Origin of the sequence: Pelodictyon phaeoclathratiforme BU-1 (assembly GCF_000020645.1) — a bacterium.
GTDB classification, from domain to species: domain Bacteria; phylum Bacteroidota; class Chlorobiia; order Chlorobiales; family Chlorobiaceae; genus Chlorobium; species Chlorobium phaeoclathratiforme.
Genome location: NC_011060.1, coordinates 2,719,735 through 2,737,166, shown reverse-complemented (window position 1 = coordinate 2,737,166; position 17,432 = coordinate 2,719,735). Strand labels below are relative to the sequence as shown.

Genomic DNA, 17,432 nt, shown 5'->3' with positions numbered 1-17,432 from the left:
GAGGGCACCCTGCAACACCTTTTCTCTATCAAAAATGCTTCTAATGGGGTATTATTACGCTTTAGCTCAGGGTCCGTCAAATATCTTTGACCATGAAATAACAATATAAACTATTATTTTATAATATCATAACAGTTTTTCGTTCATCCACTAACAAATGGTTTGCCTATGCACCTGAATATCTGCATACGAACCATCGAGAGAGGTGTGGTATCGAACCGTGATGGCAGGATTAATGTTTCTTCGGCAGCATTGCCCTGGCCACTAGCACGATGAGCACCAGCGCCGACAGGATGGCCAGCGGAGCACCCTCATGGTGTGCTGATGCCGTAAGCCAGCCGGTGATACCGACGGTGGCACGCTTGCCAAGGGTAACTTCAAAGCAGCTCAACCTTCCATCGGGAATCCTGCATGAAACCATTCAAGCAGACCGCCTGAAAAAACTTTGACATTCTTGTAACCGTTTTTCTTCAGCTTTTCAGCAACATGCCGGGCATTGCCGCAACGGGGCCCAATGCAATAGACCACAATAAGGGTTTCAGCACTTTTGTTTTGACTGAATTCAGGAAACTGCTCGTCAAACCGGCTCATTGTAAGAGAGCGGGCTCCTTTGATATGCGAAATGTCATAAGCGTATTCGGAACGTGCATCGACAAAAAAGGCCGATTGAGTGTCAAAAAGGGCTTTGGTCGCCGAGAGATCGAGTTCGCCTGTTTCTTCTTTCGCCATCGTTGCCGATGCTGCCGCATGGAGTGGTGATGCGGCAGGCGAAAGGCTTGAAAGCAAGAGAACCGAAGCGATCAGCTTCCTCCGTAATGGCTTTCCCGACATGGTGCTTGGAGAGGTGGTTATGCTATGAAAAAAAACGGATTCAGATCGGTGCTGTTATTCCCATTCAATGGTTGCCGGTGGTTTCGATGAGATATCGTAGGCCACTCGATTGATGCCGCGTACTTCGTTGATGATGCGGTTTGAAACGCGGGCCAGAAAATCATGCGGCAGTTGAGCCCAGTCGGCGGTCATGCCGTCAGACGATTCCACAGCCCGCAGTGCCAGAACATTTTCATAGGTGCGCTTGTCGCCCATCACACCGACCGACTGTACCGGAAGCAGCACGGCGAATGCCTGCCATACCTTCTGGTAGAGTCCGGTTGATTTCAGCTCTTCAATAAAGATTTCGTCGGCATCCCGCAAAATGTCGAGCCGTTCTTTGGTGACTGACCCGAGTACCCTGACGGCAAGACCTGGGCCGGGGAAGGGGTGGCGCATCAAAATATCCTCGGCAATGCCCAGTTCGCGGCCAACAGCACGCACCTCATCCTTGAAGAGCTCCCGAAGCGGTTCGATAAGCTTGAGCTTCATCCGTTTCGGCAGTCCACCCACATTGTGGTGCGACTTGATGGTTTCCGAAGGGCCTTTGACGCTGACGCTTTCAATGACATCAGGGTAGAGCGTGCCCTGCACCAGAAATTTTTCCTGCTCCATCTGCTCTTCGAAGACCTGGATAAAGGTGCGACCAATGATTTTGCGCTTCTTTTCCGGAGAGGCTACCGTTTTGAGTCGTTTCAGGAAGAGATCGGAAGCATCGACCAGAGTAACCCTGAGGCCAAGAGTTGAGAGAAAGGTCATTACCTTTTCTGCTTCATTTTTTCTCAGCAGGCCGTTATCGACAAAGACGCAGTGCAGTTGTTTGCCGATTGCCTTGCCGACCATGACGGCTGCTACGGTTGAATCAACGCCTCCGCTGATACCGCAGATGACCGTCTCTTTGCCTGCTTTGCGGCTGATCTCTTCAAGCTGGTGTTCGATAAAGCTTTTCGACGACCAGTCAGGCGTGATGCCGGCAATCGTAATCAGAAAGTTCGAGAGAAGCTGTTTGCCATAGAGGGTGTGCTGCACCTCAGGGTGAAACTGCAATGCGTAGATCTTCAGGGCGCCCTTGCTTCCGAAACTTTCAAAGGCACACATCTCCGAGTTCTCGCTGCTGGCCGTTACCCTGAACCCTTCAGGAAGCTGCATTACTTTGTCGCCGTGGCTCATCCAGACATCAGAATCCGGAATATCGTGGAAGAGAGGGCTTTCAGGCTCATTGTCCTGGGCAACCATAATTTTTGCACGGCCAAATTCATGCTTGGATGAACTGGCTACCTCTCCTCCGAAATGTTTGGCGATAACCTGCAGTCCGTAGCAGATGCCAAGCATGGGAATCCCGAGAGAAAAGATGCCATCATCAGGCAGAATGGCTGATGCATCGTAAACGCTGGTTGGCCCACCTGAAAGGATGATTGCCTTTGGGTTGTGTTCCCTGATACTCTCCGGTGTGGTATTGTAGGGAAGAATTTCAGAATAAATACCCAGTTCACGTATACGACGGGCAATTAACTGCGTGTATTGTGATCCAAAATCAAGAACCAGGACTGATTGCATAAAAAAAACAGTTGTACGTTAAATGAACGGGATATCAGAAAACACTCTCTTCTTTTGCTGGAAAAGGCATCTGCAGATGAGGTGATCCGTCGTGGTTTCCGGAATCAGAGTTCTCTCCCTCTGCAGAAGGGGAGCTTCCATTGTTTGGTTGTACAGGATGGGACTGATAGTACTGGAAGCCCTTTGGCGTATAATACTCCATATAGACATTACTGCCGAGCAGATCAGAAGGTGTATTGGTCTGCGGGGAAATCGGTACGGCAATAATGGTCTCGGGTATATGAAAAGAGCGATTATCGAGTTGCAGAGAGGGATCACTGTAACAGCGTTTCATAAAGCCGGCCCATATGGGAAGCGCTGCCCGAGCGCCCTGACCATATTCCATGGAGGTAAACTTGATGCGCTCATCATCAAATCCAGTCCATACAACAGCTACAAGTTGTGGTGTGAAACCCGCAAACCAGGCATCTCTCATACTCTGGGTTGTGCCGGTTTTGCCCGCCGCCTCAATGTTAAAGCCATAACGGGATCGGACTGCAGCGCCTGTACCCCTGTTGATCACATCCCTGAGCATCGAGACCATCACAAAATTGGAGGTGGAGTCGATGGCAATACGGTGGTTTGGAATGTATTCCGAAATGGGACGGTTGTGCTTGTCTTCAAGTTTCAGGATTGAGACCGGTTCATGCCAGATCCCGTTATTCGCAAAGGTTGAAAAGGCTCCAGCCAGTTCCAGTGGTGACACTGCCGACGTTCCAAGAACGAGCGAGAGATTTGAAGCAAGGGGGGAGGTGATACCCATTCTTTTCGCATAGCTGATGATTTCCGCTACCGACAGTTGTTCATAGGCAAGCCTGACCGTAACCTGGTTTAATGAGTGGATCAATGCCGAACGCAACGTCGTCATGCCGCCTGACGAACCGTCGGAATTTCTCGGCGACCAAACGCCGTTTCCTGAAGTAAACGTGAGGGGTTGGTCGAGGACCTGAAAGTTTGCAGGCAATCCTTTATCGATGGCTGCGGCATAGACAAAAGGCTTGAATGTTGAGCCGGGTTGTCGCTTGGCCTGCCAGACATGGTCGTATTGATACCTGTATTCATCGGGTGAGAACCTGTTTCCTCCAACCCACGCCTTGACATGACCGTTGCTCGGATCAATGGCCACCAATGCCACCTGTATTCTGGTTTTATCCCTCAGCAGCTCCTTCACCCAAACCTTGTCTGCTTTGATCTTTGCCATCGCCTGCTGATTCGAGAGACCATTCTCTTTCAATCCCTTGAACCGTTCGCTCTCCATGATCATCTGGTTCTTCAGCGATTCCGGCCATACCCATGAGCGGTCAAATGTAGCCTGCAGTTCAGCCAGATGTTCGGCGGAGGCCTGCTGGGCATAGTTTTGCATGCGGCTGTCGAGTGTTGTTCGTATCGTCATTCCGTCACGGAAAAGGTCAATGTTTCCGACTGTCGGCGATGGTTTCAGCGTCTGGCGGATATACTCGGTAAAATAGGGAGCTCTACCCTGGTGGTCTATCGGAGTATATCTTACCACCAATGGGGTTCTTTGTGCTTTGGCTGCCTGTTGGGGCGTAATGAATTTAACCTTTTCCATCAAAGAGAGGATCAGGTTTCGCCGGCTGGCTGCGCTTGACGGATACTTTGCAGGGTTATAGGCTGTCGGGTTCTTCAGTGTTGCTATCAGCGTTGCACTCTCCGGCAGCGTAAGGAGAGAAGCGGGTTTTCCAAAATAAGTATGGGCTGCGGCCTCAATGCCGTACGCCCCGGCACCGAAATAGACGGTGTTGAGATAGAGTGCAAGAATCTCGTCTTTTGTATAGGTCTTTTCGAGTTCAATTGCGGTAATCAACTCCTTGAATTTTCGGCTTATGGTTCTCTCCCTGGTTAGGTAGAGATTTTTGGCAAGCTGCTGGGTAATGGTGCTTGCCCCCTGCCAGCGGGTTCGCCCCTTGATGATATTTTCACCCATTGCCAAAACAAACCGTCTCAGATCGACTCCCCAGTGGTTGTAAAAAGCGACATCTTCGGTTGCAATCAGGGCATAACGGGTAGACAATGGAATTGATCTCAGCGGAACGAAGGTTCGGTTTTTTACAAAAAATTTATGGAGCAGCACACCATCCTCGGAATAGACAAGAGAGGCCAGTTCCGGGTTGGGATTTTCAAGTTCCTCAAGGCTTGGCAGACCCAGAAAAGAGCCTTTTGCAGAGATCTCCGGGGATATCAGCGTTATGGTAACGAACGATATAAAAAGAAAAAAAAAGGTCTTGTTCAATAGTTTACTCACAGTAGCGATTAATGTTAAGGTTTACACTTGCAGCCACGCCAGCAGCGTTGCGGACGAAAGATCAGATTTTCTGTCAATGGTGGCCTGCAATTTATTGCGGACTCTTTTTATGAAATTGTTCCGCAAATTCAAAATGTTTTTCAAGTTCATTCGCAAATCGGGCAGTGTCTTCAAGCATGGGCAGATGGCCAAGATCCATAAACTTTGCCAGGCTGGTCGGAGCAGAAGAGACGGCCTTGCGTCTTTCGTAGAGCGTGAGGGTACCCTCGGGAGGAATGGTTTGATCGGCCATACCGACACAGCAGAGCATTGGTGAAGAGATCAGCAGCACGTGACGGGTATACCTTCTCAAAACCTCCCTGTCGATCGAGAACCTGCCCACAGCATTGGTTGCTTCCTTGTCGGATTGCGTGAAGTCTTCGATAAGAACATCGTGGTACTCCTTGCTGATTGCTTTTGTGGCCGCCCGTTTGATAAAAAGGCTTTTCAGAGGCTCATGCTGAAAGACGTTGCGAAAATTCATGGAGACATCAATCAATCCTCCCAGAAAAAAGAGGCCAAGAGAGGTGAGCGCGGTCTCCTCAAAGATGCCGCAGGCAATGATGGTGGCCGACAGCAGGGCATCCCGGTAGCGCAGGCAGAGTTCAGTTGCGACCATGCCGCCCATCGAATGGCCGACAATATGCAGTTTTCTTGAGTTATGGAGTCCAAGATGTTCAATAAGCTCGGCAGCCTCATCGGTAAAGCCCTGAATGGTAAAGGTCGGGTTGTAGCCCTTGATGACCGTTTTTCCCGTCCCGCTCTGGTCATAGGTAATGCAGCGGTACTTCGCCGAGAGCCTCTCGACCAGCGGTGTCCAGTAACGGGAGGAGACAGCCCACCCGTTTACAAAGAGCACCACAGGCTTTTCCTGACTTGAAGGATCAGATTCTGCACTATCATGGTAGTACAGACGGCAACGCTTGGACGTAAAATAACTCATGGGAGTTGCATTGGTTTCTTGTCACAAAACAGAAACTTAATATATAACAATAAAACTTTTCTTCAGTCATCCCTCAACCCTGGCGGTGAGTCAGGTTTTGCGACTCTGGTGCTCAATGAGTACATTGCACTCGGCTAACAGCAGAGGTTTTTTATTATTAAAGTAATGCCATGGACTATTCCCTTACCAGTCTGCTCGCTTCTCTGGTCGATTTTATTCTCCATATCGATACTCACCTTCAGGTACTTGCCGCGCAGTACGGCCTCTGGCTTTACGCGATTCTTTTTATCATCATCTTCTGCGAAACCGGACTTGTCGTCACCCCCTTTCTGCCTGGCGATTCTCTGCTTTTTGCTGCCGGCTCCCTGGCCTCCATGCCCGGCTCATCACTCGACCCCCATTATCTCTTTCTTCTCTTCTTTTTTGCGGCCGTACTTGGCGACAGCCTCAACTACCAGATTGGCCACAAGCTCGGACCAAAAGTGTTCAGTTATCAAAAATCCAGCCTCTTTAATCCCCGGCACCTTGTCAAGACCAACCAATTTTTTCAGAAATATGGTGGCAAGACCATTATCATTGCCCGTTTTATTCCCATTATCAGAACCTTTGCTCCTTTTGTGGCAGGTATTGGCGCCATGCACTACAGCCGCTTTCTTCTCTTCAATATTGTTGGCGCGGCGCTTTGGGTCGGGGTTTTCAGCTACAGTGGCTACTTTTTTGGCCAGCTTCCCTTCGTTCAGCAGAATTTCAAGCTGCTGATTATTGCCATTATTATCATCTCCATTATGCCACCCTTTATTGAGTATCTGAAGCATCGGTTTGGCCGGAAACAGGATACTCCGAATTGTTAATGGAATGTTGATAACTTGTTGGTGCATTGTTTATTTCCTCCTTCAGCTTGTCTGATGGTGGTTCTGTGCTGTACTTCGATATGTTGCTTAACTTGTTATTAAGAAATAAGTTGTTTACTTCTTTCCGGGTTTTGTAACGCTTGTTGTGCCTGTTGCCGGAATTTGTACACTCTTGTGGAATTCTGCACAGAGTGTTGATACCTGATAACGGCAGAGTGGAATAGAGCGGGAATCCCTTTTCATGAAAGAGAAAAAGAGTGCGGATTTTTGAAATAAAATTATGTTAATCCAGAGAATTTTTTATAATTACATCCTCTTTCCGGATCATATCGGCGTATAGCGCAGCCTGGTAGCGCACTTCCTTGGGGTGGAAGGGGTCGTGGGTTCAAATCCCGCTACGCCGACTCTCTTACCTGCATTTTCTTCTCCTGCACGAAATACCCGAAACGCAACTCTCTCTGCTTCTCAAAGAGGAGCGATGTTGCAGCCACTGCGTCAGCTCCGTTTTTTCTGAAGAACTTCCTGGGGACTCCTGCGGTTACTTCTACCTGCAAGGATAAACCAAAGGATGTGCCATGAAACTGCAGGATCTGAATATTGTTGTCATTGGAGCCGGGATAGGCGGACTTGCCGCAGGCGCACTGCTTGCGCGTAAGGGTGCCATGGTTACCGTACTTGAAGCACAGGACTATCCCGGTGGCTGCGCAGCAACCTTTTCCCGAAACGGCTACTGTTTTGATGCCGGGGCAACGATTGGTTGCGGCTTTCATGCAGGCGCTCCGATGGAGAATCTCGGTAAAGAGCTTGGCATTACCTGGCCTGTTGAGCCGGAACCGGTTGCCTGGCAATATCGCCATGGTGCCCTTCATCTCGATCTTCAGCCGAATCGCTTTGACATTCTTGAGCGTTTTCCCCACTCGGCGCCATTCTGGGCAGAACAGAACGCATTGGCAAAACTGCTCTGGCATTTCTCTGAAGGGGGGCTTTCCTGGCCAGTCAAGGGAGTTGGTGATCTTGCCCGTCTTGCCCGTAAAGCTCTTGCCGGATTTTCCGGAACCCGGCATCTGCTGCCATTTGCCAGAAAAACAGCCCGTGAATGGCTTGCTTCGCACGGCCTCGATACGGATCCCGATTTTGTGCGTTTTATTGACGCCCAGCTTCTGGTCTCGGTGCAGACCACCTCAGAGTACGCCAATGCCATCAACGCCGCCATAGCCCTTGATCTGCCGGTTGCAGGCGCATATCATGTCAAAGGAGGAATTGGAACCGTTTCCAGGTTGCTTGCAGCCTCCATTGAAGAGAACGGTGGAGCTGTTCTTTACCGTAAACAGGTTATTCGGATTGATTCGGTAAGAGGGCAGGTGTTTGGCCTTGAAACCTCGGATGGCAGCGCTCTTGCCGCTGATTATGTGCTTGCCAACCTCACACCGGACTCCCTTGATCGCTTCCTTGCATCAGAAGGGGAGCCTCAGGAGGAAAAGAGGGAGAGCCTCCTCTGGAGCGCCTTCACCCTCTATCTTGGCATGGAACCAGCCCTCTTCAGCGCCTTATCATCCCGTCATGTGCAGATTATCGGCAGCAGTGGGGAACTGGCTGAAGGTAACTCCATTTTTGTTTCAGTTTCACCCACTGAAGAATCCGGTCGTGCCCCTGAAGCCCTTTGTGCAGTAACGGTTTCGACCCATACCTCGCCGGAGCGGTGGTTTGAGGCAAAAAAGAGAGGAGAGGCTGCCTACAGGGAGCTGAAGAGTGCCTATACTGCACGGGTACTCGATGTTCTGACAGAGCAGTTTCCCGCCGCCCGCGATGCCATCCACAGTATAACGGCCGCAACACCGGTTACCTGGGAGCGTTATACCGGACGTTTTCAGGGTTGCGTTGGAGGCTATCCCCAGACCTCGCTCTTCAAGGTTCGCGGGCCGCTCACCCGCTTCGACAATCTGTTTTTTGTTGGAGACTCCATCTTTCCCGGTCAGTCGCTTCCCGGTGTGGTGACCGGCGCCCGGCGTACCATCGAGCTTCTCATGCAGCGGCATACAAAAGTGGGGCTTCAGCAACCATAACGGAGTGAAAAATTAATTTTCCGGCAAGGCAATTCTCCAGTGAGCGCCCTCTTTCGTTCGTTCTTTCTTCACTATATTTCCCCTCATGGAAACCTTGTCGAAACTACAGATTCTTTCCGGCGCGGCGCGTTACGACGCTTCATGCGCCTCCAGCGGGAGCAAGCGTGAAGGGCCTGCCTGTGGAACCGGCAATACCTCAAACGGCGGCATCTGCCACTCCTGGTCGGATGATGGCCGCTGCATTTCGCTCCTGAAAATTCTGCTCTCCAACGACTGCCGTTACGACTGCGCCTACTGCGTGAACCGATCCTCCAATTCCGTTGAACGCGCCTCCTTTACAGCACGGGAAGTGGTTGACCTCACCCTTGATTTCTATCGCCGCAACTATATCGAAGGACTGTTTTTAAGCTCAGCCGTCATGGTGAGTCCCGACCATACCATGGAACGGATGGTCAGGGTTGCTGAAATCCTGCGTACCGAAGAGCACTTCGGCGGCTATATCCACATGAAAATCATTCCCGGAAGCAGCAGCGAACTGGTGCGCAAAGCCGGGCTCTATGCCGACCGTATCAGCGTCAATATCGAGCTGCCGTCGCAAACATCCCTCCAGCGACTTGCTCCACAGAAGCACAAGGATGCAATTCTTGCACCGATGGCCTTGATTGGCCGGGAGATAGCCTCCAGCCTTGTCGAGCGCAAAGCGAGCCGCCGTGCTCCCCGTTTCGCTCCGGCAGGCCAGAGCACCCAGATGATCATCGGCGCTAGCCCTGAAAACGACTTCCAGATCCTCTGCCTTTCACAGGGGCTCTACAAAAAAATGAACCTCAAGCGGGTCTACTACTCCGCCTATGTACCGGTCAGTGACGACAACCGCCTCCCCGTGCTTGCCGCACCCCCGCTGTTGCGTGAACACCGGCTCTACCAGGCCGACTGGCTCCTGCGCTTCTACGGATTTTCCGCCGAAGAGATCCTGTCGGACGAGGCCCCGAATCTTGATGAATCATTTGATCCCAAGACCGCATGGGCCCTGCGCCATCCGGAATTTTTCCCGATCGAGATCAACCGCGCCGACTACGGAACCCTGCTGCGCGTACCGGGTATCGGCGTCGTATCGGCCCGCCGCATCATCGCCGCCCGCCGCTTTTCAGCCATCACCCCGGAAGGGATGAAAAAGATCGGAGTGGTCATGAAACGGGCAAAATATTTCATCACCTGTTCAGGCAGAAGTTTCGAAAAACCCGACCGGCCAGCCGCTCTTCTCCGCCAGCAACTGCTCCTTGGCGAAAGCCCGGCACCGGCACTTTCAACACAACTGGTTCTTCCCGGTATTTTTTCCTGAAACCATGAACCGATACCTCTACGACGGCACCGCCGACGGCCTTCTCTCCGCAATTGCCTGGATTCTTGAAGAGGAACCTGACCCGGAACAGGTTGCCCTCGCAGAGCGCCAGGACACCCTCTTCGAAGATGGCTTCTTTATCGGCACCGATACCACCCAGGCCGAAGATCTCTTTTTCCGGCTCCGCAAACAGGCCCCCGACGCCGCCCATACGCTCTACTCCTTCATGCTTGCCGAAAAAGAGGAGATGGAAAGCAGCCTGCTCCACTATCTTGCACTCGCCTTCATCCACGGAGACAAGGTCAACGGCTACCTCACCCATCCATCGGTGCGCGACATTGTCGCTGTTGCCAAAAAAGCAGGCAGGGAACTCCACCGCATGAAAGGGCTCCTGCGCTTCGAAAAACTCCAGGACGGAGCGTACCTCGCAAAAATGGAGCCCGACCATAACATCATCCATCCCCTCGCCTGGCACTTCAGCCGCAGGCTCCGGGCGCAGCACTGGTTCCTCTACGACGTCCGTCGCCGCACCGCCGCCCGCTGGAATCAGGGCACACTCCAGTTCGGTACCATCGAACAGTTCACCGCCCCCGCCCTCTCAGACGACGAAAAAAAGGTACAGGCCCTCTGGCAGGCATTCTTCAAAACCATCGCCATCCCCGACCGCAAAAACCCCCGCCTCCAGAAATCCAACATGCCCATGAAATACTGGAAATATCTGACCGAGAAGCAGGAGGAGTGAACTCTTATGCAAAACCACGAGTAAGCCTTATACGCTTTTTTTTATTACATTTTGTGGAAGAAGAGAGGGATACACAATATTTCCGGGAAAAGAAAAGGTGATACAACAGCTATCGATTAAAAATCTTACGGTCTTTCCGGAAGCAGATTTCAAGTTTGGCCGCAATCTCAATGTGATTATCGGCGAGAACGGTACAGGGAAAACACATTTGCTGAAAATCCTTTATTCTGTCTTAGCCGTGAGTGCAGAGGCAAAAAGAAAATCAAACTCTTTATCGCCAACCAAGTCACTTTATCAAATACAATTGGCTGAAAAACTTGTCAACGTTTTCAGGCCAGAGCAACTTGGACGGTTAGCCAGAAGAAAGCAGGGCCGAGAACGGTGTGATATTAATATCTCGTTTACTCAATCCGTTTTTGATATTGCATTCAGCTTTGCGACACAGAGCAAGTCTGAGGTCAGCATAGAAAAACTCCCTGATACGTGGCTTGATATCTCTCCTGTTTACTTGCCCACAAGTGAATTATTGACGATTTATCCCAATTTTGTATCAGTATATGAAGGGCATTATCTCGAATTTGAAGAGACCTGGAGAGATACGTGCATACTTCTTGGCGCATTGTTGCAAAAAGGGGCGAAAGAGAAGAGAATCCGGGAATTACTTGAGCCTCTTGAAGCTGCCATGGGCGGCCAGATTGAACTCGACAAGAACGGTCGCTTTTATTTAAAAAGTATCAATGGTCGTATTGAAATTCCCTTGCTTGCTGAAGGGTATCGTAAGCTTGGTATGTTATCAAGATTAGTTGCAACAGGAGCGCTTCTCGATAAAGGCTATCTCTTCTGGGATGAGCCCGAAGCAAATCTTAATCCAAATATCATTAAAGGTGTTGCTAAAAGTATTCTTGATTTAAGCGTTTCAGGTATTCAGATTTTTATTGCTACCCATAGTCTTTTTCTTCTGCGAGAAATAGAAATACTGTTATCAACTCTTGCATACAAAGAGGTAGAAAGCCGTTTTTTTGGCCTCCATGAAACATCTGATGGAGTTGTTGTTCAACAAGGAAGCAGTACTGATGATGTGGGTGACATCACTGCTCTTGATGAAGAGTTGCAGCAATCAGACAGGTTTCTGAAGATGGGTTCTGAAGATGGGTTCTGAAGATGCAGCAATATAATGTTGATGGCTTGATTTTTGACTTTCCGGATGGTTGGAAAGTCAGCCGGTATGATGATTGGTCTTTTTATCGAAATCAATTTTCAAAAATGTGGGAAGGTATCAAAGCCGTAGACCTTCTTGCACTTGATCCCTCTTATTCACTCTGGTTGATTGAGGTAAAAGATTATCGTGTACATCGCCGAACAAAACCCTCTGAATTGTCTGAAGAAATTGCCCGGAAAGTTTATGATACTTTAGCCGCCCTACTTCCGGCGAAGGTAAACGCCAACGATAGTCATGAAAAGATAATCGCGATTGCCGTGCTGGGATGTCAGAAGTTGCATGTTATCCTGCACCTTGAGCAACCAAAACAACATTCAAAACTCTTCCCTCGTGCAATTGATCCGGCTAATATCCAACAAAAAATCAGGAAGCTACTCAAACCAATAGATGCGCATTCGCGTGTTGTTGAAACTACCCGGATGGAATTGCTTGAATGGAGAGTATGTTGATTTTCAGGTTGAACAGCATCCCTTCAAGGGCAAAAAATATCCCTCGTTGCCATGCAAGAGCTGCAAATATCACAAGCAAGCAGAGCGAAACGATAGCAACCAATATTCTTTTCAGCGGCCCGAACGGCTGCGGATAATCCTCTGTATTGCGGGCAATGGCTGCATAGTCGCAAGACACTGCCAAAAGGCAGTGCCGATCGTGAATGGCTGCAACGATGGGGAGAATTGCTTCTTGAGGGTGACTCAATGTGCCATTTCGTTGTAATTATCCGGTGATAAACTGGTTCCTGATTCGGATTGTTTACATTCAGCAGTGTAGTGATTCAGAATTGCATACACTTAACCAAGCAACAGATACGAAGCGATGAACACTCAAGAACTGATAACTGAAGTAATGTCACTGCCTGTTGAAGATCGGGCGCTGATAGTGGATTACTTGCTGAAAAGCCTCAATCATGGTGAACCTGATATTGAGAAAACTTGGGCAGAAGAGGCACAACGCCAGCTTGAAGAGCTGCGTTCTGGAAAGGTTCGCGCTATTCCTGGAGATGTAGTTCTCAACAATCTGAGGAAACGGTTTTATCAATGAAGCACTCTTTACGCCACCTCCGTCAAAATATTGACAAACTCATCCGGGCGTGACCAACGTGAAATGGTTGACAATGGCTCTACCAGCTTAAAGTCTTCATCTCTCCAGCAAAATTACCTGGTCAGTGACTTTCTGATTTTTTTTGGATCACCACGCAAGTCCAGAACTCTCCAGACGACAGCAACCGAACCATCCTCCACAAGTTTGTAGTAAATGGCATAAGGAAATCTTTTGGATAACATCCGGTAATAGCCAAAAATTGCAGGATGAACCCCGCCATATAGCGTCAAGGAATCAATATCAGAGAAGAGAGAATCAAAGAAGTACTCTCCCAATCCTTCGCCCTGTTTTTCATAGAAGAACCTCCCGTCAGTCAAATCACCCAGTGCGGAAGAGAGTAGTCTGATTTTCATTCGAATCGTTTTCGGAGTTCGATTTTCGCCTTTTGCCAATCTACAGACTGTTCTTGCCCTGTTGCCAGTCGATGTTCTGTTTCCTGCAAAGCCTGCTTATGCCAGTCAGGAGATACCAGTGATTCCTCTTCATGCGTCAGATCGTCCCAGATAGCTTCCATGATCCTCAATTTTTCCACTCTGGAGAGGTGCGTAATTTCAATGGTGTTTTGCATAACATGGAGATCAAATTTTTTTTATCCTAAAAGTCCCGCCATTGTGCCGTTTTATCTGCGAAAGCAATAAGCTTCGGAGCGAGCCTTAATACACACAATGTACGAACATCAATGGAAAATATCTTAATCGTAAAGGCTTGAGTCACAGAGATGGTAAATTCTGACGAGTTTTCATTTCAGTGCTGCGCGAACCTGTGCAAGTGCATCAGCCAGAGGAATAACCAAGGTTGTGCCATTTTCAATCTCGGTCATCCTTTGTTCGGTTTTCAAGTGCCCATGCCTCCTCAATTTCGGCATCTTCGTCAAGACTGGCGAGCAAAAGCTGGGCAAAAGCTGCACGTTCAGCGGCTGAAAGTTTCAGCGCTTCCTTCAAGCAATTCAAGTCGATTTCCCATAGTGCTCATGCCTCTCTGTCGTGATCATAGCCCTTCCTTTTCAAATAGATAAGAGTTTGTTGCAAAATTCACAATCAGCTTGATCCGAAACGCTCCCCCACATCACTCCCGCTTCAGTTGATGGGCGTCGGTAAAGAAGCGGCGGTAGCCTTGCTGCACAATCAAAAATGAGGTCACGGCTACAGCTCCGGTTATGGCGCAGAGTATGGCAATCTGGTAGCGCACGGCGATGATGGGTTCTGTCCCTGAAAGAATCTGGCCGGTCATCATACCGGGGAGGGCTACGATTCCGGTGGCGGCCATCGTGTTGATGGTTGGGCGCAAAGCCGCACTGTAGGCATTTCGGATAGCCTCCTGGGAGGATTGCCGGGAGGTGGCTCCAAGAGAGAGTGCGCATTCAATCTCTTCACGCCGTTCATGCATTTCTGCAGAGAGCCGTTCGGCAGCAAGGCTTGCACCGTTCATGGCGTTACCGAAAATCATCCCTGCCAGAGGGATGAGATAGCGGGGATCGAACCAGGGCGAGTAGCCGACTACGAGGAGACAGAAATAGAAGGTTACCCCTCCGCAGCCAATGATAATGGAACTTCCTACTACACGATAGAAATTCGGCATTCGTTTTTTAATCCGCGATCCCGCAACCTGGAGCGAAAAACCGGCCATCGCGAACAGCATGAGCACCACCGGCAGGGGAGAATTGATGGCAAAGAGCAGATGCAGCAGGTAGCCGACAGCGATGAGTTGCAAGAGCATACGCATTGAACTCCAGAGAAGCTGTTTTTCGTGGCCAATCTGCTGCAGGCGTGCAAGGGCCAGCGCAAGCAGAATCAGCGCGTAAGCGTAGACCAATTGGATCACATCCAGAGGAATGATGTTCGGATTGTTCATGAGGAAGATGGTTGTGCTCTCTCAGGTTGTGTCAGAAAATTGCTGAATGCAGTTGTCTGGGGCATTGCGAGCATCTTTGTGCAAATGCCCTGTTCCACAATGTGGCCCGCTTCGAGGTAGATCAGGTGATTGACGATATGTTCAGCAAGATAGAGGTCGTGGGTCACCACAAGAATGGCGAGATGTTCATGGTGGCAGATGTTGCTCAGTGTGCTGGCCAGATGTGCCGTTGAAGGGCGATCGAGGGCGCTGGTGGGTTCATCGAGCAAAAGTACCTCTGGATGGTTGACAAGCGCACGAGCCAGATTGACTCTCTGTTGTTCACCACCGGAAAGGGAGCGGGCATCCCGATCCAGCATCTTCGCAGGGAGTTGAACGAGATCAAGAACCCGGGCAATTTCGAGGCTTTCGGCTGAAGGTGGAACCACACCCCGAAAAAGGAAGGGGCGTTGCAGGTTCTCAAGAAGTGTGCCTTCAAACATGAAGGGCTTTTGCAGCACCATGGCAACTTTTCGACGCAGCAGCAGCGGGTCTATGGTTGCAATATTTTGCCCATTCAGGAGAATCGTACCCACTGAAGGATCGTCAAGGCGGTTGCACAGTCGAATCAGGGTGCTTTTACCGCTTCCTGAAGCTCCGATTATTCCGGTTATCTCCCCCTTTCGGGCAGTAAACGATATTTGGTCAAGAATGAGCATCGTTGTACCTGCAGGGCTCAGCTTTGTTACCCCGACATCAATGAACTCAACATAAGGGTCGGTGCCGGATTTGTGTTGCTGATGCATGTTCATAGAACGATCAGGGTAAATGGAAATAACTTCTCATTTTCAGAAAGGTTAAAGCGCTCATTAAAAAGTCATGACGTAATTTGTCACCGGAAGGCGGAGCCGTGCAGAGAGACGCTCAAAGCAGATTGAGCAAGATTCTTTCTGCTTCTGACCAGGGAAGTCTGCGACCGGCTGTTCTCATTTTCTCTATTGCATCAAGGGTTTGCTGTACGGTTACTATGTTGTGTTCCACCATAGTTCGGAGTAACCAAATTGTCCCCATTGTCGAAACCTCTTCTGATAAAGCAACTTTCCTTAACTGTTTATCGCCAGTGAGCAATGGGCAGCCTTCTTGTTTTGCTAAAGCCAGAGCAAGATAATCGTTGTGACTTGGGCCTTTTCCGTATTTTTTTAAAAGATTTACGGCGTATGCAACATATTCTCCTGTAATTTCAAGCAGGCATAATCCAATTAATTCAAGTCCCGGGGTGCCGGGTTCTATCTCCTCCCTGTAGAGTATATCCGGTATTGCAATACGAATTGGAAGTTGAAACAGTCTCTCCAGGAGATCACCGGACTCCATGTCGATCAGAATGTTTGCGTCACTGATGAGGAGCATCATCCGCTGTTTCGAGTTGGCGTTGTTTGTAAAACGACATCATCGGGATACCAAGCAATTCGGCGGCTTTGGATTCCGGGATGCAGTGTTCACCGAGTGCACGGTAGACCAGTTGTTCAAAGAGTTTCGGGTTTTCCTGTGGTACGGGCTCTTCCGGTTCAAGTTTGCGCCATCCTTTTGCTGAAAACCGTATCGTCATTGAACGGTAAAGCGCTTCAGTTATAACATCGCATTGTTTTGCACGCATAAGCCACCCAGCCATAGAGAGCCCGAATTCGTGCTTGAGGGTGTAGATCTCTTTCCATTCCAAGGCGTCACGGTGCTGACCAAGCAGGCGGGTTACGGCAACGGCAGGAGCAAGGAAAGCTCCGGCAAAACGGTTGCAGGCTTTTTCCTCATCAAGGTTATCAGCAAGACGACCTGAGAGCAAGAGATGAGCCAATTCATGCGCCAGTGTAAAACGTTGCCGATCTCCCGGCCAGCGTGCTGACACCACAATAATGGGATAGGTTCGGCCATCATTTGTTCGGGCTGTAGCTTTTAAACCTGAAAATCCAGGATGAATATTGTTGACAACGATGACCAGAAGCCCGCAAGCTTCAAATGTGTCGCATACATCCGGTATCGGATCCATGCCGAGCATCCATGCGTTGCGTACCTGGTCAGCAATCGCTTCGATCTGGTCAAGGTTTTCTATGTGTTCCGGAAGGCCAGCAGGAAGCTCGAATGCAGGGATAGGGGAGTCTGGAAATGAACCAAGAAGTTCTACCCGCTTTTCAACCAGATCAATGACTTTGATGGTCAGCTCTTCTTGTGCTGTTTTTCCAAAGGTTGATAACTTGCGGAACTCAGGATTGACCAATTCAACGGTATGCGAACGGAAAAAATATTCAGTGCGTACTCCGCAGGCCTGAGCAAGTTTCAACAATATCGACGATGACGGGGTAATGATGCCCTTCTCATACTTTTGGATAGCGGTGTGGGTGACCCCAATTTTCGCTCCCAATGCAGCCAATGTCAGCCCTGCCGCCTGACGAGCCTGTCGTATACGGTGTTCAATCATGGTGCCCTGCTTTATCGTAGGCTCGGTTTAAAATGCGTGCAAATCTTAAAATAATTTAAACTCAATCTATACAGCAGGGCTCGTTTTTCCAAATGGTAATGATGACTCA

At 49.6% G+C, this 17,432-nt stretch carries 21 protein-coding genes and 1 tRNA gene; 8 read left to right on the top strand and 14 right to left on the bottom strand.

All coding sequences use genetic code 11. The features are described from left to right. Window positions 1-232 precede the first annotated feature (232 nt). The 5 genes from PPHA_RS16055 to PPHA_RS13010 form a co-directional block, all read right to left on the bottom strand. Window positions 233-421 (bottom strand): hypothetical protein, encoded by a 189-nt coding sequence (locus PPHA_RS16055; protein ID WP_190274002.1) that lies wholly within the window; start codon window positions 419-421, stop codon window positions 233-235. Continuing rightward, complete coding sequence (locus PPHA_RS13025) at window positions 388-831, bottom strand: rhodanese-like domain-containing protein (protein WP_012509278.1); 444 nt, start codon at window positions 829-831, stop codon at window positions 388-390. The genes PPHA_RS16055 and PPHA_RS13025 overlap by 34 nt, the downstream gene beginning before the upstream one ends. Before the next feature lie 54 nt (window positions 832-885). Continuing rightward, window positions 886-2,427, bottom strand: a complete 1,542-nt coding sequence (gene guaA / locus PPHA_RS13020) for a glutamine-hydrolyzing GMP synthase (protein WP_012509277.1) — start codon at window positions 2,425-2,427, stop codon at window positions 886-888. A gap of 34 nt (window positions 2,428-2,461) precedes the next feature. Beyond that, window positions 2,462-4,729, bottom strand: a complete 2,268-nt coding sequence (locus PPHA_RS13015) for a penicillin-binding protein 1A (RefSeq protein WP_012509276.1) — start codon at window positions 4,727-4,729, stop codon at window positions 2,462-2,464. Window positions 4,730-4,820: 91 nt separating this feature from the next. Beyond that, window positions 4,821-5,711, bottom strand: coding sequence for an alpha/beta fold hydrolase (locus tag PPHA_RS13010; RefSeq protein ID WP_012509275.1), 891 nt, complete (start codon window positions 5,709-5,711; stop codon window positions 4,821-4,823). 170 nt (window positions 5,712-5,881) lie between these two features. Between PPHA_RS13010 and PPHA_RS13005 the strand changes: the two genes are divergently transcribed. After that, window positions 5,882-6,562 (top strand): DedA family protein, encoded by a 681-nt coding sequence (locus tag PPHA_RS13005; protein WP_012509274.1) that lies wholly within the window; start codon window positions 5,882-5,884, stop codon window positions 6,560-6,562. Between the two features lie 330 nt (window positions 6,563-6,892). Then, window positions 6,893-6,966 (top strand) — tRNA-Pro (locus tag PPHA_RS13000). Here PPHA_RS13000 and PPHA_RS16050 read toward each other — a convergent pair. Next, window positions 6,958-7,116: a hypothetical protein gene (locus PPHA_RS16050; protein ID WP_190274001.1), complete on the bottom strand. Its 159-nt coding sequence runs from the start codon at window positions 7,114-7,116 to the stop codon at window positions 6,958-6,960. The genes PPHA_RS13000 and PPHA_RS16050 overlap by 9 nt on opposite strands. A gap of 21 nt (window positions 7,117-7,137) precedes the next feature. Between PPHA_RS16050 and PPHA_RS12995 the strand changes: the two genes are divergently transcribed. The 5 genes from PPHA_RS12995 (at window position 7,138) to PPHA_RS12975 (ending at window position 12,374) form a co-directional block, all read left to right on the top strand. Next, complete coding sequence (locus PPHA_RS12995) at window positions 7,138-8,625, top strand: phytoene desaturase family protein (RefSeq protein WP_012509273.1); 1,488 nt, start codon at window positions 7,138-7,140, stop codon at window positions 8,623-8,625. An 85-nt stretch (window positions 8,626-8,710) separates the two neighbouring features. Continuing rightward, window positions 8,711-9,964: a putative DNA modification/repair radical SAM protein gene (locus tag PPHA_RS12990; RefSeq protein ID WP_012509272.1), complete on the top strand. Its 1,254-nt coding sequence runs from the start codon at window positions 8,711-8,713 to the stop codon at window positions 9,962-9,964. A gap of 4 nt (window positions 9,965-9,968) precedes the next feature. After that, on the top strand, window positions 9,969-10,706 hold the full coding sequence (locus PPHA_RS12985; protein WP_012509271.1) for a TIGR03915 family putative DNA repair protein: 738 nt from the start codon (window positions 9,969-9,971) through the stop codon (window positions 10,704-10,706). 97 nt (window positions 10,707-10,803) lie between these two features. Continuing rightward, window positions 10,804-11,865: an AAA family ATPase gene (locus tag PPHA_RS12980; RefSeq protein WP_012509270.1), complete on the top strand. Its 1,062-nt coding sequence runs from the start codon at window positions 10,804-10,806 to the stop codon at window positions 11,863-11,865. 2 nt (window positions 11,866-11,867) lie between these two features. Beyond that, entirely contained in the window at window positions 11,868-12,374 is a 507-nt protein-coding gene (locus PPHA_RS12975; RefSeq protein WP_012509269.1) for a hypothetical protein, read from the top strand. Here the strand turns inward: PPHA_RS12975 and PPHA_RS15750 are convergent. Beyond that, the gene (locus PPHA_RS15750; protein ID WP_150085716.1) at window positions 12,337-12,621 is read right to left on the bottom strand and encodes a hypothetical protein; all 285 of its coding nucleotides are present in this window, start codon (window positions 12,619-12,621) and stop codon (window positions 12,337-12,339) included. The two genes, PPHA_RS12975 and PPHA_RS15750, sit on opposite strands and share 38 nt — an antisense overlap. 117 nt (window positions 12,622-12,738) lie before the next feature. On the opposite strand from PPHA_RS15750, the gene PPHA_RS12970 reads away from it, so the two are divergent. Next, window positions 12,739-12,963: an addiction module protein gene (locus tag PPHA_RS12970; RefSeq protein ID WP_012509268.1), complete on the top strand. Its 225-nt coding sequence runs from the start codon at window positions 12,739-12,741 to the stop codon at window positions 12,961-12,963. Between the two features lie 113 nt (window positions 12,964-13,076). On the opposite strand, the gene PPHA_RS12965 is transcribed toward PPHA_RS12970, so the two are convergent. The 7 genes from PPHA_RS12965 to PPHA_RS12940 form a co-directional block, all read right to left on the bottom strand. After that, entirely contained in the window at window positions 13,077-13,376 is a 300-nt protein-coding gene (locus PPHA_RS12965) for a type II toxin-antitoxin system RelE/ParE family toxin (RefSeq protein WP_012509267.1), read from the bottom strand. Next, a complete protein-coding gene (locus tag PPHA_RS12960; protein WP_012509266.1) occupies window positions 13,373-13,591 on the bottom strand; it encodes an addiction module protein in 219 nt (72 codons plus the stop codon). The genes PPHA_RS12965 and PPHA_RS12960 overlap by 4 nt, the downstream gene beginning before the upstream one ends. A gap of 238 nt (window positions 13,592-13,829) precedes the next feature. After that, window positions 13,830-13,973 (bottom strand): addiction module protein, encoded by a 144-nt coding sequence (locus tag PPHA_RS15745; RefSeq protein WP_190274000.1) that lies wholly within the window; start codon window positions 13,971-13,973, stop codon window positions 13,830-13,832. Window positions 13,974-14,088: 115 nt separating this feature from the next. Next, entirely contained in the window at window positions 14,089-14,874 is a 786-nt protein-coding gene (locus PPHA_RS12955; RefSeq protein WP_012509265.1) for an ABC transporter permease, read from the bottom strand. After that, on the bottom strand, window positions 14,871-15,665 hold the full coding sequence (locus PPHA_RS12950) for an ABC transporter ATP-binding protein (protein WP_012509264.1): 795 nt from the start codon (window positions 15,663-15,665) through the stop codon (window positions 14,871-14,873). Before PPHA_RS12950 ends, PPHA_RS12955 begins: the two co-directional genes overlap by 4 nt. 112 nt (window positions 15,666-15,777) lie before the next feature. Beyond that, window positions 15,778-16,263, bottom strand: coding sequence for a PIN domain-containing protein (locus PPHA_RS12945; protein WP_041526565.1), 486 nt, complete (start codon window positions 16,261-16,263; stop codon window positions 15,778-15,780). Then, window positions 16,244-17,323 (bottom strand): helix-turn-helix domain-containing protein, encoded by a 1,080-nt coding sequence (locus tag PPHA_RS12940; RefSeq protein ID WP_012509262.1) that lies wholly within the window; start codon window positions 17,321-17,323, stop codon window positions 16,244-16,246. The genes PPHA_RS12945 and PPHA_RS12940 overlap by 20 nt, the downstream gene beginning before the upstream one ends. Window positions 17,324-17,432 lie beyond the last annotated feature (109 nt).

Excerpts from the sequence above, each read along its gene's own strand:
- PPHA_RS16055 (WP_190274002.1), bottom strand. The coding sequence starts at position 421 with ATGGTTTCATGCAGGATTCCCGATGGAAGGTTGAGCTGCTTTGAAGTT.
- PPHA_RS12950 (WP_012509264.1), bottom strand. The coding sequence starts at position 15,665 with ATGAACATGCATCAGCAACACAAATCCGGCACCGACCCTTATGTTGAG.
- PPHA_RS13005 (WP_012509274.1), top strand. The coding sequence starts at position 5,882 with ATGGACTATTCCCTTACCAGTCTGCTCGCTTCTCTGGTCGATTTTATT.
- PPHA_RS13010 (WP_012509275.1), bottom strand. The coding sequence starts at position 5,711 with ATGAGTTATTTTACGTCCAAGCGTTGCCGTCTGTACTACCATGATAGT.
- guaA (WP_012509277.1), bottom strand. The coding sequence starts at position 2,427 with ATGCAATCAGTCCTGGTTCTTGATTTTGGATCACAATACACGCAGTTA.
- PPHA_RS12995 (WP_012509273.1), top strand. The coding sequence starts at position 7,138 with ATGAAACTGCAGGATCTGAATATTGTTGTCATTGGAGCCGGGATAGGC.
- PPHA_RS12970 (WP_012509268.1), top strand. The coding sequence starts at position 12,739 with ATGAACACTCAAGAACTGATAACTGAAGTAATGTCACTGCCTGTTGAA.
- PPHA_RS12985 (WP_012509271.1), top strand. The coding sequence starts at position 9,969 with ATGAACCGATACCTCTACGACGGCACCGCCGACGGCCTTCTCTCCGCA.
- PPHA_RS12990 (WP_012509272.1), top strand. The coding sequence starts at position 8,711 with ATGGAAACCTTGTCGAAACTACAGATTCTTTCCGGCGCGGCGCGTTAC.
- PPHA_RS12940 (WP_012509262.1), bottom strand. The coding sequence starts at position 17,323 with ATGATTGAACACCGTATACGACAGGCTCGTCAGGCGGCAGGGCTGACA.
- PPHA_RS12965 (WP_012509267.1), bottom strand. The coding sequence starts at position 13,376 with ATGAAAATCAGACTACTCTCTTCCGCACTGGGTGATTTGACTGACGGG.
- PPHA_RS12945 (WP_041526565.1), bottom strand. The coding sequence starts at position 16,263 with ATGATGCTCCTCATCAGTGACGCAAACATTCTGATCGACATGGAGTCC.
- PPHA_RS12955 (WP_012509265.1), bottom strand. The coding sequence starts at position 14,874 with ATGAACAATCCGAACATCATTCCTCTGGATGTGATCCAATTGGTCTAC.
- PPHA_RS13025 (WP_012509278.1), bottom strand. The coding sequence starts at position 831 with ATGTCGGGAAAGCCATTACGGAGGAAGCTGATCGCTTCGGTTCTCTTG.
- PPHA_RS12975 (WP_012509269.1), top strand. The coding sequence starts at position 11,868 with ATGCAGCAATATAATGTTGATGGCTTGATTTTTGACTTTCCGGATGGT.
- PPHA_RS12960 (WP_012509266.1), bottom strand. The coding sequence starts at position 13,591 with ATGCAAAACACCATTGAAATTACGCACCTCTCCAGAGTGGAAAAATTG.